Source organism: Xanthomonas arboricola pv. guizotiae (assembly GCF_002940205.1).
GTDB classification, from domain to species: Bacteria; Pseudomonadota; Gammaproteobacteria; order Xanthomonadales; family Xanthomonadaceae; genus Xanthomonas; species Xanthomonas arboricola_C.
Map to the genome: position 1 here is coordinate 1 of NZ_MDSK01000059.1, position 13,070 is coordinate 13,070.

The 13,070-nt window shown below is 57.6% G+C and carries 17 protein-coding genes; 2 read left to right on the plus strand and 15 right to left on the minus strand.

Translation table 11 applies throughout. The features are described from left to right. Positions 1 to 308: 308 nt before the first annotated feature. The 14 genes from XarbCFBP7408_RS20930 to XarbCFBP7408_RS23565 form a co-directional block, all read right to left on the minus strand. Entirely contained in the window at positions 309 to 626 is a 318-nt protein-coding gene (locus XarbCFBP7408_RS20930) for a hypothetical protein (protein ID WP_104564569.1), read from the minus strand. A 49-nt stretch (positions 627 to 675) separates the two neighbouring features. Then, positions 676 to 1,251, minus strand: coding sequence for a phospholipase D family protein (locus XarbCFBP7408_RS20935; protein WP_104564570.1), 576 nt, complete (start codon positions 1,249 to 1,251; stop codon positions 676 to 678). After that, a complete protein-coding gene (virB11, locus tag XarbCFBP7408_RS20940; protein WP_219820283.1) occupies positions 1,214 to 2,218 on the minus strand; it encodes a P-type DNA transfer ATPase VirB11 in 1,005 nt (334 codons plus the stop codon). Before virB11 ends, XarbCFBP7408_RS20935 begins: the two co-directional genes overlap by 38 nt. A 10-nt stretch (positions 2,219 to 2,228) precedes the next feature. Next, positions 2,229 to 3,365 (minus strand): type IV secretion system protein VirB10, encoded by a 1,137-nt coding sequence (gene virB10, locus XarbCFBP7408_RS20945; RefSeq protein ID WP_104564572.1) that lies wholly within the window; start codon positions 3,363 to 3,365, stop codon positions 2,229 to 2,231. Next, a complete protein-coding gene (locus XarbCFBP7408_RS20950; protein WP_104564573.1) occupies positions 3,362 to 4,261 on the minus strand; it encodes a TrbG/VirB9 family P-type conjugative transfer protein in 900 nt (299 codons plus the stop codon). Before XarbCFBP7408_RS20950 ends, virB10 begins: the two co-directional genes overlap by 4 nt. Position 4,262: 1 nt before the next feature. Then, positions 4,263 to 5,045 carry a virB8 family protein gene (locus XarbCFBP7408_RS20955; protein WP_104564574.1) on the minus strand — a complete coding sequence of 261 codons (783 nt, stop codon included), beginning with the start codon at positions 5,043 to 5,045 and terminating at the stop codon, positions 4,263 to 4,265. Positions 5,046 to 5,047: 2 nt separating this feature from the next. Further along, a complete protein-coding gene (locus tag XarbCFBP7408_RS23560; RefSeq protein WP_425509764.1) occupies positions 5,048 to 5,233 on the minus strand; it encodes a TrwH protein in 186 nt (61 codons plus the stop codon). A gap of 101 nt (positions 5,234 to 5,334) precedes the next feature. Further along, positions 5,335 to 6,396, minus strand: a complete 1,062-nt coding sequence (locus tag XarbCFBP7408_RS20960; RefSeq protein ID WP_104564575.1) for a type IV secretion system protein — start codon at positions 6,394 to 6,396, stop codon at positions 5,335 to 5,337. A 41-nt stretch (positions 6,397 to 6,437) separates the two neighbouring features. Continuing rightward, positions 6,438 to 6,797 (minus strand): EexN family lipoprotein, encoded by a 360-nt coding sequence (locus XarbCFBP7408_RS20965; RefSeq protein WP_104564576.1) that lies wholly within the window; start codon positions 6,795 to 6,797, stop codon positions 6,438 to 6,440. 4 nt (positions 6,798 to 6,801) lie between these two features. Then, the gene (locus XarbCFBP7408_RS20970; protein WP_104564577.1) at positions 6,802 to 7,509 is read right to left on the minus strand and encodes a type IV secretion system protein; all 708 of its coding nucleotides are present in this window, start codon (positions 7,507 to 7,509) and stop codon (positions 6,802 to 6,804) included. Positions 7,510 to 7,600: 91 nt separating this feature from the next. After that, the gene (locus XarbCFBP7408_RS20975) at positions 7,601 to 10,222 is read right to left on the minus strand and encodes a conjugal transfer protein TraB (protein WP_104564578.1); all 2,622 of its coding nucleotides are present in this window, start codon (positions 10,220 to 10,222) and stop codon (positions 7,601 to 7,603) included. Positions 10,223 to 10,224: 2 nt separating this feature from the next. Next, positions 10,225 to 10,542 carry a type IV secretion system protein VirB3 gene (locus tag XarbCFBP7408_RS20980; protein WP_104564579.1) on the minus strand — a complete coding sequence of 106 codons (318 nt, stop codon included), beginning with the start codon at positions 10,540 to 10,542 and terminating at the stop codon, positions 10,225 to 10,227. A 21-nt stretch (positions 10,543 to 10,563) separates the two neighbouring features. After that, entirely contained in the window at positions 10,564 to 10,854 is a 291-nt protein-coding gene (locus XarbCFBP7408_RS20985) for a TrbC/VirB2 family protein (RefSeq protein ID WP_104564580.1), read from the minus strand. Between the two features lie 240 nt (positions 10,855 to 11,094). Then, positions 11,095 to 11,913 (minus strand): lytic transglycosylase domain-containing protein, encoded by an 819-nt coding sequence (locus tag XarbCFBP7408_RS23565; protein WP_104564581.1) that lies wholly within the window; start codon positions 11,911 to 11,913, stop codon positions 11,095 to 11,097. A 72-nt stretch (positions 11,914 to 11,985) separates the two neighbouring features. Between XarbCFBP7408_RS23565 and XarbCFBP7408_RS20995 the strand changes: the two genes are divergently transcribed. Next, the gene (locus XarbCFBP7408_RS20995; RefSeq protein WP_219820284.1) at positions 11,986 to 12,231 is read left to right on the plus strand and encodes an H-NS family nucleoid-associated regulatory protein; all 246 of its coding nucleotides are present in this window, start codon (positions 11,986 to 11,988) and stop codon (positions 12,229 to 12,231) included. 167 nt (positions 12,232 to 12,398) lie between these two features. Here the strand turns inward: XarbCFBP7408_RS20995 and XarbCFBP7408_RS22875 are convergent, their stop codons facing one another. Beyond that, complete coding sequence (locus XarbCFBP7408_RS22875) at positions 12,399 to 12,560, minus strand: hypothetical protein (protein WP_181107078.1); 162 nt, start codon at positions 12,558 to 12,560, stop codon at positions 12,399 to 12,401. Positions 12,561 to 12,623: 63 nt separating this feature from the next. Here XarbCFBP7408_RS22875 and XarbCFBP7408_RS21000 point away from each other — a divergent pair, with 63 nt between their 5' ends. Then, a complete protein-coding gene (locus tag XarbCFBP7408_RS21000) occupies positions 12,624 to 12,932 on the plus strand; it encodes a TrbM/KikA/MpfK family conjugal transfer protein (protein ID WP_104564582.1) in 309 nt (102 codons plus the stop codon). The last annotated feature ends 138 nt before the right edge of the window (positions 12,933 to 13,070 follow it).

The following is a 13,070-nucleotide window of genomic DNA, read 5'->3' on the forward strand; positions in this document are numbered from 1 at the left end:
GTTTTGGTGCGCCAAAATATCCGCTAACTCACTGATGCAATGGATGAAATCCGATCTTGTGAGCTATTTTTACACGTATGTCGGCTGAACCCCTACGCCTGCCCGCGCACAGCCGCCATAGGCTGCGTTTCGTGTCGGGGTCTCACGCCCGGCGCCGGATTGTGCCGGCGCGGGCGAATGATAAGCCAATCCAGTCTCCCTGGGGCGCTCTGCCGCCTGGAAGCAGGCAGCCCACGGCGGGGGTACCCGGCCGTGGGCTGCAGACAAGCGCTCAGCGCGTTTTAGAGGGTGTTTCCCACAAGGGAAACTCAGCTCATGAGCCAGTCTTCGGCACAGTCGAAGTGTTCCGCGTCGTCAGGAGCATCTTCGGGCGGCAGCACCTCCACACTGTGAAAGCCGCCAATATCGGGACGGTTCGCCATGCTCGCAGCCGCTACAGCCTCTTCGGCCGACGGAAAAACTGCCCAATGTACGCCGGAGGAGCCCTTGTACCGCATTGAGGCGGGTCCGACATGGCCTGCTTGCAGGACGCTATGGGCGGTCGTGCCGTCCACCTCAGATACGGCGATGACCTGGCCATGTTCGCGGGCCAGGTCATCTATAGGATCAGGAACGTTAGATGCCATGTTGCGTCTCCAATTATTGCTGCTCGAGCTGTGCGCTTTGGATGCTTCGTCAATACGGAGGTTGATAGGGTGCAGCCTGGTCCCATCGCGATTGCCAGTGCTGCAGGAATTCGCCGGCGTAGCCTGGCACGTCCCAGAGCACGATGACGTTCTCGCTGTTGGCTTTCTCGGCAGATCGCGTGTAATTGAACGATCCCGTCTGAACGGTCCTGCGATCGGCAACGATCACCTTGTCGTGCATGATCTGGTAGCGCCCGTTGAGCCGCACCAAAACGCCGGCGAGCGCCAAGGTGTTAAGCGCCGCAATCTGGCTTCTTTGCCGGCTTTGGTCGGCGTCGACCACCACCCGCACGTCGACACCGCGCTTCTTGGCGGCAATCAAGGCCTGCGCGATATCGGGTGCTGTGAACGAATAGGCCATAACCCGCAATTCACTGCGCGCGGTCTTGATCACATCTAGGACAAGGCTTTGACCGGTGCCCTCTGGCGAGAATCCTACCTGGGCGGCTGCTTCGGCTGCCGCCGCAGGCGCCACTTGCAGGGCCAGCAGGACGACCAGCACGAACCGGCAAACATAAGACCGGCGCTTAGCCGGCCAGTTGTTGTTTCTTGAAATGAGGGTCATAGAGCACTTCGATGATCTGTCGGTTTTCCATGTAGACGATCACGTCTAGCGTCGTGTGGATCGTCTTCATGATGACTTCGTAGTCGAGCAGCCGACCGACCTCAGATGCCTTGACCAGCGTGGCGATGCGGCTCGGTGTGGTAACGGCGTTGTCGGCATGGGTAGAGAAGATGCCACCGGGATGGCCAGTGTTGGCGCCCGCCAGGTAATCCCATGCCGCGTCGTCGCGCAGCTCGGTCATGAAAATCCTGTCGGGCGACAGCCGCATACATGCTTTGAGGCATTCGGACACGGATACGCGACCCTCTTGGGAGCCATACATCATGTACCCGATTTCATGTTGCCGATCGGATGCGACTTCGTGCACGTCTTCCATCAATAAAACCCGCTCTTCGGCAGGCACCTCCATGAGCAGCGTTCTGGTAAAGGTGGACTTGCCTGAGCCGGTTTTGCCGGAGACGGCGATGTTGCGTTTGCTGCGTACAGCCAAGCGGAAAAAGGATACGAGGTCGCCGGCGGCAAGAAGCTGCAGAAGCTCTTCCTCGAAAGCTTCCAGCCTGGTCACATCCGCTTGGGATCGCAGCTTCCAGCCATTGAACCTCCCTTCCTCCCTGAGATCTTCGAGCGACTTATTCACCGCCAGATGCTTGCGGATCGCAATCAGGACGGTTCCCTCCAAGACGGCAGGCGGCCAGCAAATGATGCCGCGCGATCCGTCGGGCAGAAGCACATTGTTGATCGGCATGCGACCCAAGCCGTTGTAGTTCAACAGCGTATTGGTCAGTCTTTCCAGATAGCCCGCCGTCACTTCCGGTCTGTCATGGAAGACCCGCCCACGTGCGGTATCGCAGACGACCTGGCCAAACCTGTTGACGCGCACCTCGAAAACCTCTGGGTCATCGAGGTACGTCTTGAGCGGACCCAGCGTCAGCCATACCGATGCATCGCGGTCGATCGTGCGCTTCAAACCGAGAGCCTCAGCGACCATAGCCAAGACGCAGATCGTAAACGTCGCTGAAATCCAGGTCTCGCGCCACGTAGATCGAAACCGCCTCGCCCTGTTGAGCATAGAGGGTCGGTGGAATGTTGATCGTTGCTTCTAGAGCCTCACGTGCGAGCTGGTCGGATGTGTTTGACGTGCTGTCGAGGTTGACGTTGGTCGATGCATTGCTGGCGGCATTGACCAGGGCGTCGCCGACATCGGTAAACACGGAAATGAACATGGCGCCGCCAAACCGTTCCCAGAAATGTGTATCGACTTGCCCTGGAATGCCTGTGCTGCCAAGTGCATTCGTACCGGGGCTGTCGAGGGACACCAGCACGTTGTCCGGATTGCGAACACGCGTCCAAAGAACAAAGACGCGCTTCTGGCCAGCCTTGATACCGGAGGTGATCTGACCGTCGACATGTGCCCCCTTGTCTATCAGGCGAACGCTTCCATCGGCCGAGTACACATCGCGCGACACTTGGCACGACACCATGCCCGGCTGCGTGGTATCGAGCTCCGTCTTGGTCCCGCATGCGATCATCTGCCCTGCAGGAACCGTAAGGCTTGGGTTCGACAGTCGGCGAGCGCGAGCGCTGTCGATCTTTGCAGGTGTCAATCGGCTGGCAAGCGCCGTCGAACCTTCGCTAGGTCGCGCGCGATCGCCGGTGCTTGCGCCTTGCTCAGCAGTGGCACTGGGAGATGCACGGCCCGCTGCACCGCCGGCAAGATCACCCTTCAAACGACGCAAGGTAGCCTGTTCTTCCGGCGTCAGTTCCTGCTGGGCTTGCCCTCGACGGGCTGGAGCAACAGGGCCTGCCGGCGCTGGCGTAATGGCTGTTCCATCAGGCTGCGGCTGCGTGACTGGCCGGGCCGGCGCATCGGTGATCGTATAGCTTGGCAACGTGTTCGCTCGCTGGGTTGTCTGCTTGCGATCATCCGCAGGATTAGAGCCGCGTTTGATTTGCGCATAGACGATCCAGCCCACCGCAGCCAAAGCAAGAACACACATGAAAGCAATGAAGGCACGAATGCCCGGGATGCTTTTCTTCGGCCCCCGATTGAAACCGCCTCGCCCATCATCAAATCCGCCCTGCAGGGCTTCGTCCACATTGACGTCGCGGCTCATAACGCACCTCCGTCTTTGCTCTCCACCTTTTCAACGCGCTCCACATTGGGTGCGGCCGTTCCGCTCGTATTTGCACCTTGATTGGGATCGAACCCGCTGTTGACCAGGCCGATCACCATCTTCTTGCCGTACCGAATGCGCCACTCACGGGCGACCATTTGTGCTTGGATGATGTTCCGCTCACGCCCGATCGTCCGCACGTTCACGGTGCTTTCCTTCCCGTCCGCGCCGATGACAAAGATGGTTGGCAGTTCTGCATTCGCCGGGAATCTGAAGTAGGTAAAACGATAGTCGTCCCACACATTGATGGGCGCAATTGAGCGAGCGGACGGTTCATCGGACATCTGATAACTGAAATTTCGTCGACCAAGCGCAAACTCCGGAGCAGCAAGTGCCGATTGCACGCGTGCCTGTTGGCGCGCTGCGTTCGCCTTTTGCGCCTCTTCGAAGGGGTAGGTGAAGGTCAGTTCCAACGTCGCTTGCCGCATCGACCACGGCGTACGAATGAAGCGGGTTTCCTGCCGGCCATTTTCGCCGCGCGCTTGATAGTCGCCGATGTATCGCAGCAGGATGTGATAGGTCCGCTTGTCGGTAACGATGGTCAGATTGGTGTCGCCGTGGGCTTCCTTTGGTTTGATGAAGAAGTGGTTTTCCACATGGGCGAAGGACCAGGCGTCACTGTCGCCAAAGACATGCGTGACGTAACGCTCACCCGGCGAGACGGTGATGTGCGTAGCCAGCCCAACCACCGCATCCACGATCACCGTGTCTTGCGGGTTATAGACGACGGACTTGATGCGGTAGTCGTAAGGCGAGCTGCGCGGCGTTTCGACAGCGGCGACAGGCCCGGCAAGGGTGGCGGCCAACAGGGTGATGCACAATGCTTTGCGATCCATCTCACCCTCCCACATTGTTGGCTGCTTCCGGGTTCACGCGGTAGCTCATGATGCGCAAACCAAGAGGATTGATGTTCCGCTGACTGGACGTCATCAGCGACTTCTCGTACTTGTAGGAAACGACCGCGATCCAATATTCAGGCGGCTCAGCGTTCGGCCGCTGGCGCACTTTTCTAGTCGTCGTGAAGCGAACCGTCGCAATGCCTGTTTCGGCATCTTGGGTGTTCAGAATCACTGAATTGATATGGACACGGACGTTTTCGCTGTCGCCCAGCCGTTTGTCGACGGCATCGGAAGTGCCCCACTTGTATTTCGTCACATATTGCTCGGCCACGGCTGGCGACGCCATTAGCCCTACCGCGTCGTAGTCCAGCTGGGCTGAATTGAAGTCGTAGCTTTCGTAGTGTTGGATGAACTGCGACACCCAGTAGGAGTCTGTGACTTCGTCGTAGGTCTTGGCATCTTGCGTCAGCGACACGGACTCAACCGCACCCGTTTTCGCGTCCCGTTGCAGAATATGCTGGGGGAGCGGTTGGCTGTAGCGATAGACGAGGAACCCGCTCAAGCCATACGACGCCAGTGTCAGTACGCATGCACCCGCAGCAATCTGCCAAGCCCTTTTCCGCGATAGAAGAATTTCATCGAGAATATCGACTTCCAAACCACGGCGCTCCTCGCGGTACTGGTCGATCTTGTCACGCGTTACAGCTGTTCCCTTCCCGTCGTGAGAGCCGTTGGCTACCCCCTGGTCAGGCGCTTCTTTTTTACTGCTCAGTCTGCCCATGGTCAGCGCCCCCCTTTGACAGCTTCCGATGAAGACGCGGGGTTTGATAGCTCACTTGGCACCGTCTTATTGACTGGAATGAGCTTCGACATATTCGGCTCCGGCGGTGGTTTCGGAGCTGTGCTGCAGCCCCCGACCAGACCGCTCATCACGACAAGAGTTGCTGCTACCGCTAACCGAGAATGCATCACGAAATTTCTCCTGTACTCACGGGGTGGACCTAAAATATATCATCAAAATTGCAATTTCGAGGATATATGGGCCCTCTTCCATAGGGGTGGAAACGAAGTCAGCGGCGTGATCCGCGTGCCATGCCCGTCATCGCCCCACCCATTTGCCCAGCTTCGTTCCCAACTGCATCTGCGGCAGAACCTGCAGCTGCGCCGGCAGCCGTTCCCACTGGTCCTCCAGTGGCTGTTCCTACTGTTGCTCCGGCAGCTGTTGCGGCTTTGCTGCCCCCGCCCCCGCCCCCGCCCCCGCCGCTGGCAGAGCCGCTGCCTCCACGCCAACCTTGGATACCCGCGGATATCCCGTTACCCCAACGTGCTGCCATATCCGGAACCTGCTTCAGGACGAACCAGGTCACGACGGTGATCAGGCCGCAGGTGACGATAGGAACAAGCAGGGGCGCATCCGGATTGACCGCTGATGCAGCTTCAATTGCTTTTTCATAGAAGGCCATGAACAGACCGAAGACCGCAGACAGCAAGATCGTCACCAAGCCGTAATTGATGATCGTGCCGATCCATTGGGTGAAGAGGCTGCGGGTGCTCTGGAACAGCAGGCAAAAAATAAAGATCGGCCCGAAACAGACCGTGACGCCTAGGAGGAACTTGGCCATGAGGATGAAGCCAGCTCCAAGCCCGCACATCAGGACCGTGCACAAAAGCACTGTTACAGCTAGAGCAAAGCTGGCCAGACCAGGCCCACTAAAAACGCTCGCGTTGTCGAACGCCCGTTGCGATGCGGTCAGGCCCCGGTCAAGTGCCCTGTCGATGACGCCGGCAATCTCGTTTTGTTGATCGCCCTGCTGACCGTCGACCATGAGAACACTGGCAAATTCATCAGGAGTACGCATTGCAACGTTGGCGAGGTCGGTTTGATACCAACCGCCGGCGCTGGCAACGCTGATGATGATTGCCCAGGAAACGAACTTCTGAACCAGATGACTAAGCGGCTCGCCATTGGGCCGCGCCATGATGAAGACCCCTTCGACCAGAAGGGACATGACGAGGCCCAATGCAACAATCGGTGTCACGGTCGTAATGATCGTCTGCAGGTTCGACGCAACGAATTCGTTGGTCACCCGGTCCATGTAGTCAAAAATCTGGGTTGTCGCGTCGAATGCCATAGTCAATCACCTGCCCAGCGGGGGAATTAGCTAGCTGCTCGTTATTGCGTCTTGCCGTCTGCCTCGCCGCTGGAGGCGCGCGGCCGCTTTGGGGTGACGTCGATGCTGTAGTCGGGGTTCATCTCGGCAGACGAGCTTTGCTCGCCTGCCGACGCGTTCCTCGCGCGATCGGGCGTCACATCGATAGACCGCTGCGAACCGGTACCGAAAGTTTCCGCTTGCGCCTTTGCGGCCAAGGCGTTCTGGCAATCGGCCGTAGCTGTCAGAGCCGCATCGTCTTTACATTCCACCACTCGTGCTTCGCGCTCCGCCGTGTGCTCTAGGTACCAAGACTTCGTGCGGTCAGATTGCTGGCAAGCGGCAAGGGGCAGCAGGATCACCAGAAGGAGTGCTCTGTTCATGAGATTAGTTGCTCAGGCGAGGCGCAGTGAAAGACTCGCCTTCCTCGCCGATGGTGTAGCGACGAACAGCCTTCTCCTGCTGCGACTTGAGGATGCGGTCTTGGGATTGCTGGAGCATGCTCATAAGCTGCAGCTTGGCCTGCTCGCCTTGGATCGCGCCGTTTGATGTTTGGATACGGGCTTGCAGGTCGGCAATCTGTTTCATCGATGTGGTGCGATCGATTTGGCGCGTCAACGCCTCAATGTCCTGCAACTCCCGCATCTGGTTGTTGTAGGCGTTTTCTGCCATCACGCGGTCGTAGGCACCCTTCTCCCGCATCTGCTTGCGGATGAAAGTCAGCGCGTCGCCGCGACCCATGTTCGAAATTTGGCTATCAAATTGGCCAAGCAGCTGCTGTGCCGAACCGGTGATGCTGGATGAGCTGTTCATCGCATCGGAATAGACCTTGGTCCAGTCTTCTGGCAGGTTCTCACGCAACGTGCTGGCGCTATTGGGCATCAGGGCGCCCATGCCGGAATTGCCGGTCAACGCGGCATACTGCTGCCTGAGCTGTTCGACTTGGGACTTCGCTTCAGCCAGCTGCTGTGTCATGTAGCTGATCTGTTGGATCGTGTTGGCCAGCACGCCCGGGTCTTCTACGACGACTTGGGCGTGGGCTGCGGGAGTGATCAAGGCGACGGCCAATGCGCCTGCCAGTAGCTTCATTTTCATGTTGCTTCTCCTCTGCTGCTGTCGTGAATGTCTCCGCTCAGGGCAGAGACAAGAGAGCCTGGAGCCAATCGGGCAGCCAGGCTTGAACACATCATTCGCGCTTCGCTGCCAAAGCCTTGGCCCCCAGCACGGCATCCCAGTATTTCGGAAGCCAGATATCCGGATCGTCCGTTCCCTCTTTTTCGATGATGCGGCGCAGCCGTTCTGCGTTATCTGGCGTGCCGGAAAGCACGCTGATTTCGCGATCCATGCCCACCAGCTTCATCTGCGCAAGCGTCGATTGGGATCCCTGCTTGACCAAGAACTGCCGTGAATTTTCCGGGATCGTTACAAGCGCCTGGTACTCCGATGGCGTCAGCTTCAGGCCCTTGATGTAATCGTCTGGGTCAGCATCCGGGTTCTCGAGCAAGATCTTCGTTACAACGGCCTGCATGATCGTCTTGCCAATCCGGCTTTCCAACGCGTCGTTCGGCTCCTGTGTTGAGAAGATGTAGAGGCAGTCTTTCTTGCGGTCCGTCTTGACGCCGCGCTTGACCTCCAGATCCATCGTCGGGTCATCCAGATACTGGGCAAATTCGTCGAAGACCTGGATGCAGCGGCGCGTTCCATCGATGGACTCCCGCACCCGGTACAGCAAATACAACAGCATCGGCGTGCGCGCCGGCGGCTGCGGCTGATCCTTGCCGACGATGAATTCGGTGATGTCGAACGCGTTGATGTCGTGCGTCGTCACATCTACAAGATCATGATCGTTATCAAACAACCAACCGTGCTCACCATCGCGCGTCCAAGGCTTGAGCAGCGCCGCTAACGTTGGTCGATCCGCTGTACCGGTCTGGTAAGGGTTGGGCAGCTGTTGCACCAATGTGGTCATGTTGCGCAGCTCCATCGGAATCAAGCTGTCCGCACCCATGACGGCTTCAACGGCTGCTGAAGCGGCCTCAAGGTCGCCGTGGTCGATCGCGCCGCCAAAGGAGGTTTCGGCAAGCACCCGGATCAAGCGCTTGACGAAGGCGATGTTTCGCTTGCTGGGCTGCATCTGCAGCGGCTGAAAGCCAGATGGCTCGCTCTCGCGCAAGGTGGTGTAGCGACCGCCTAGGGATTTCACCATCGGATACATGCCCTGGTCTTTGTCCCAGATGAACATGCGCGGCCTGAATTTCGTGGCCTCCGTCAATAACGCATCCAATACGGTGGTCTTGCCGGAGCCAATGCGGCCAAGAACGAGGGTGCTACCCGGCGGGCGCTTGCCGGTTGAGTCCTCGTCCTCGGGAGTCATATGGAAATTGAAAAAAAGCGGTGTACCTGCCACCGTCTTGAGCAGCATGACGGGATCACCCCAGGGGTTGTCCTTTGGCTTGCCGGTCATGAAATTGTGGAAGGATGCGAAGCAAATGAAATTCCAGCTGTTGATCGGTGCTGGTCGCGGGATGAACGCCTGGTTGCCGGGCAGCATCGCGTAGTAAGCCGCCTCCGAAGCCAAGCCCACAGGAGATGTCACCAAGGCGCATTGGTTCATGAGCACGCGCGCCTTGCGGGCACTTTGCTGGACCTCTTTGGCTGAATCCCCGTAGACGTGCAGCGTAGCGTGGTGCCATCCCATGATGAAACGGCGTGACACCACGTCATCGCGCGCCGCCGTGATGCCCTGAATCTGTGTCTGGCTCGGGTCGCGCGTTTCCAGCATCGATTTTTGCTGGTTCGTCAGGAAGGTGCGAGCTGCCTGCATCGACATGCAGCAGAAGCTCTGTGTCATCACGAACTCGAAATCGGCTTCCATCAGCGTGTTGAGCTGCCCGGGTTCTGTGCTCTCGTCGTAGTCCCTCACCTCGATACCGGCGGTATAGAACACCCGGTCACTATTCCGCAGCTGCAGCACGTCACCCCAGAACGAGCTGATCGGACGAGTGTGCATCAGGTATGTGCGTATGCGGTCTCTGCAGACCGGCACAGGCTCCCAAGTGCCATTGACCAGAAACCCCAACCACTCCAAGGCGGTCGAGAACGCATATTGGTGCTTCGCTTCGGGAACTTCTGCCTTGATAAGCTCGACCCCGACGTCGGCAAGCAAGTCTCCATCGTCGGTATCGTCCACGTCGGTTAGATCGGGATCGTCCTGGCCAACAATCGCTCCGTGTTCGTCGCGGTAGTAGATGCCCAGGCGCTCGATGCCATAGGGCCGCATCGAGCCCATGAGCTGGTCGGTGATTTCTTCCAGGGATGCAAGCGCATCAGCCTGTAGTTCGCGCAGGGCGTCCGCGGTCGGACGCTCGAACTTGGCCAGCATCTTCTGTGTGGTGTCGCCCACCGGGTTGTAAAGTACGGTCAGATATAGGTCGTTGACCATCAGCGGAACGTTGGCGAAAGACTTGCCATAGTTTTCATCGAACATGCGTGCAAAGCTGCTCGGGAAATCTGACTTCGGGTAGTTGTGGACCCGGCGATGATGCAAGTGCGTCCAGAACTTCACATGCTCATTGCCGATCGACTTGAGCATCTGGTTTAGATCGCGATGCCAGTTCACAAGGTCGGCGTTCGAGGCACAACTGTGCGTTCTGCCCCGAACCTTGAAGACGCTTAGGTACTCTCCAGCCGCCGTGCTGATCACGTGGTCGGTCACGTGATAGGAGTACGGGATGTACTTCGCTGCAGACGGTTCCTTTCGGAATTTTAGTGCCTTGTCGTTTTTGATATCCCTCGCTTCTACAGCCATTTTTAGCGACCCTCATAGTCAACGGGGGAGTAGCTGGAGCCTCCCCATTTCTTGGTAAATGGCGAATTGATCAGGTTAAAACCCTTGGTCTTGATCGCCAATGTGATGACGCGAAATATCCGGTCATCGTGTTTGGCGACGCAGAACTCGATGAACCAAGCCAGAGCAAACAACGCCACGGCCCACATGTGGATCGTCAGGAAGAGGGTCGCGCAGGCCATGAACGTTGCGAGGAATACGGTGCGCGGTACGCCTGCAAACGTTGGAAGACGCGTCGCGCCTTTGACCAGAGGAAATCGGCCGCTATGCCCGGTAACCATCGCAGTGCCTCGCCCTTGAAATTAAGAGGAGCCTAGGAGCAAGCCCACCAGGTAGGAGGACGAGCCGATCACGATCAAGCCGATCACGACACGAATTGCCCAGTCGGCGCGCAGGATATGCCCGATCCACGCGATAGCGCAGATGATGATGAGGACAGTCGCTGCGATCGGGATCCACGTCATCAACCATGTTTGAAGCGCATTCATCGATGCTGCCCCGGTATCAACACCTTGCGCTTGTGCCGCCGTCGACAACATCGTGAGAAAGCCAATGGTTGCAGCGGTTTTAATGGACTTCGTGAGTATGCTCATGGATCTGTTTTCTCCGAAAATGGGGGGGGACTATCACTCAGGAGGAGATCGCAGCTTTCGACTCCGAACCGCTCTCGCAGCCATTCGGCTAGCAGGGTCAGATTGGCCCACGTCCGGACATTTTCTGACGCTTGAAGTCGAAGTGAGCATGTGAAAGAGCCGTTTGTTCCGATCACCTCAAACAGCGGAATCCACTGTTTTGATTCCATTCGTTGAATCGACGTCTTGGTCACTGCGTTTTTATTGAATAGATCCTCCAGCTGGCGTTGAAGAATTAGAAACACCCGCATCTTGGGTCTCCTGTGGGTCTTGTTGCGACGGTGGGTGCAAAGCTCCTTGAACGGAGTCCGCGAATGCGCCACCAGCTTCTTGGGCAAACGCGTCCGGGGTTCCTTCTGTTTTTTTGGCTGGCCGCTCTGCGGTCTCGGCCTCATCTGGAAGCTCAGCTGCAGCTGCGCTATTGGAGCGCTGGCTTGCGGGCTTGCCTTGTAATGCAGGTACCTGCAGTCGGGTTGCTGTCGCCAACAGTCGGCCGACATAGCCGTTTCCGAACCCGCGCGTCTGAGAGCCAGTGTTGTAGCAACTCAGGGCGCGCTGTAGCGCTTGCTGGCCGGCGCCAGCATCCCTAGCCGCAGTCCTGTAGCAATTTGAAAGCACCTGTGCCGACGCCCGCAAATTCGTGCAACCGTCGAGCAATCCTTCGCCAGTGACCCCTAGCGACTTGAAGTTGCTCGAGTTCACCTGGCCCCAGCCGACATCGAAGTTGTAATTTCGCTCCTCCAGCCAACGGACTGTTGCGGCCGCTTCTTCGAAAGAGGCTGGTTGGCGTGGTAGCCGATAGCCTCGATTGACGCCGATTGCGAACCGATTGTTTGAGGATTCGACAGCCACGAGATATGCCATCGTCAGGGGATGAACGTCAGTTGCACACTGCCTAGCGAGAGCAAGCACGGAACCGGACAATGGTGCCGTGGTTTGCCCTGACGCTGCAGCCGAACCCGCTGACATAGTGAGGATCGCTACGGCAACAAGGATGAGTTTGCTCTGAATGTTGGTCATACAACAGCACCCCGTTTGTCTTCGGAATTGCAATTTCAATGACTAATGTCGATAGTATAAAGGAAAAATCTCGTGTCAAGTGAAGCGGGAGGGAACGGATACCCCAAAAAGGGAGGTATAGGGAACCAGTACAAACGTGCTGGTTTGGAGTTCGTACCCCTGGACGCGGAGAAGGCCCCACGGGGCAAGCCGCGCTATCGTGACCCCAACAATCCCTTCAATACTTGGGTAGGTAGGGGGAAGCGGCCTGATTGGTTGAGGGACTATTTGCAAAGCGGACGCGACCTGTCGGAATTTGAAATTCCTGTTGAGGAGTGACCATGGGAAACATCGTCAAGCTTGATCAGCATCGCCGACGTAGGCCAGCGCCCTGCCCTGTACCGGAGCCTAAGCCGACAGACACTACAACGAGCACGACTGTAACCGGGAAGCGACTACTGCGCTTCATCGGACGAACAGCATCTGATTTGGTCGCAGGCGCAATGTTAGCAATACTTGCCTTGTTGCAGCGACCTGTACGATGGGCTGCGCAGTTGTCGATCGTGGCGTTGATCGGAAGCTGCGTAGTCGTCGCGATCAGCAAGCAGCATGAGGCGAAGATCGTCTTGGCCATCGGCGCGATCGCGCTGGTACTGTTCTTGATCCATGCAACGATCCAGGGCCTAACCGGCGCCCTAAGTCGGTTTCATCATCACTAAAAGGAGCAAGCCATGAAACGCACCCTGCTGTTTTCTGTCCTTGTGTTCTCTGGTGCATCGAGCATGTCCGTCGCCCAAGCAAAGGACCCGTGTCAGTCTTTGATGTGTATGGCCGGCATGGCCGTCTCGGGTGGAACATCCGGAGGCTGCGACAGCGCGGTCAGTGATTTTTTCGGCATCAACGTGTTCAAGCGTGGCAGCTTCCGTAAGAACGCAACCAGCGATGCACGCAAGAGCTTCTTGGAGCAATGTCCAGGTGCCGAGCAGAACCAGTCGCAGATCGACACAATCATTTCAGCGTTCGGCGGCACACGTCGCTAAGGGAGATTTATGAATGCAGCACGGTTGATGGCTGTTCTCTGTATGGGGTTCAGCCGACATACGTGTAAAAATAGCTCACAAGATCGGATTTCATCCATTGCATCAGTGAGTTAGCGGATATTTTGGCGCACCAAAACT

Coding starts and splice junctions, on each gene's coding strand:
- XarbCFBP7408_RS20960 (WP_104564575.1), bottom strand. CDS start 6,396: ATGGCATTCGACGCGACAACCCAGATTTTTGACTACATGGACCGGGTG.
- XarbCFBP7408_RS21000 (WP_104564582.1), top strand. CDS start 12,624: ATGAAACGCACCCTGCTGTTTTCTGTCCTTGTGTTCTCTGGTGCATCG.
- XarbCFBP7408_RS20955 (WP_104564574.1), bottom strand. CDS start 5,045: ATGGGCAGACTGAGCAGTAAAAAAGAAGCGCCTGACCAGGGGGTAGCC.
- virB10 (WP_104564572.1), bottom strand. CDS start 3,365: ATGAGCCGCGACGTCAATGTGGACGAAGCCCTGCAGGGCGGATTTGAT.
- XarbCFBP7408_RS20950 (WP_104564573.1), bottom strand. CDS start 4,261: ATGGATCGCAAAGCATTGTGCATCACCCTGTTGGCCGCCACCCTTGCC.
- XarbCFBP7408_RS20930 (WP_104564569.1), bottom strand. CDS start 626: ATGGCATCTAACGTTCCTGATCCTATAGATGACCTGGCCCGCGAACAT.
- XarbCFBP7408_RS20965 (WP_104564576.1), bottom strand. CDS start 6,797: ATGAACAGAGCACTCCTTCTGGTGATCCTGCTGCCCCTTGCCGCTTGC.
- XarbCFBP7408_RS23560 (WP_425509764.1), bottom strand. CDS start 5,233: ATGCATTCTCGGTTAGCGGTAGCAGCAACTCTTGTCGTGATGAGCGGT.
- XarbCFBP7408_RS20935 (WP_104564570.1), bottom strand. CDS start 1,251: ATGACCCTCATTTCAAGAAACAACAACTGGCCGGCTAAGCGCCGGTCT.
- XarbCFBP7408_RS20975 (WP_104564578.1), bottom strand. CDS start 10,222: ATGGCTGTAGAAGCGAGGGATATCAAAAACGACAAGGCACTAAAATTC.
- XarbCFBP7408_RS20985 (WP_104564580.1), bottom strand. CDS start 10,854: ATGAGCATACTCACGAAGTCCATTAAAACCGCTGCAACCATTGGCTTT.
- XarbCFBP7408_RS20980 (WP_104564579.1), bottom strand. CDS start 10,542: ATGGTTACCGGGCATAGCGGCCGATTTCCTCTGGTCAAAGGCGCGACG.
- XarbCFBP7408_RS22875 (WP_181107078.1), bottom strand. CDS start 12,560: ATGGATCAAGAACAGTACCAGCGCGATCGCGCCGATGGCCAAGACGAT.
- XarbCFBP7408_RS20970 (WP_104564577.1), bottom strand. CDS start 7,509: ATGAAAATGAAGCTACTGGCAGGCGCATTGGCCGTCGCCTTGATCACT.
- XarbCFBP7408_RS23565 (WP_104564581.1), bottom strand. CDS start 11,913: ATGACCAACATTCAGAGCAAACTCATCCTTGTTGCCGTAGCGATCCTC.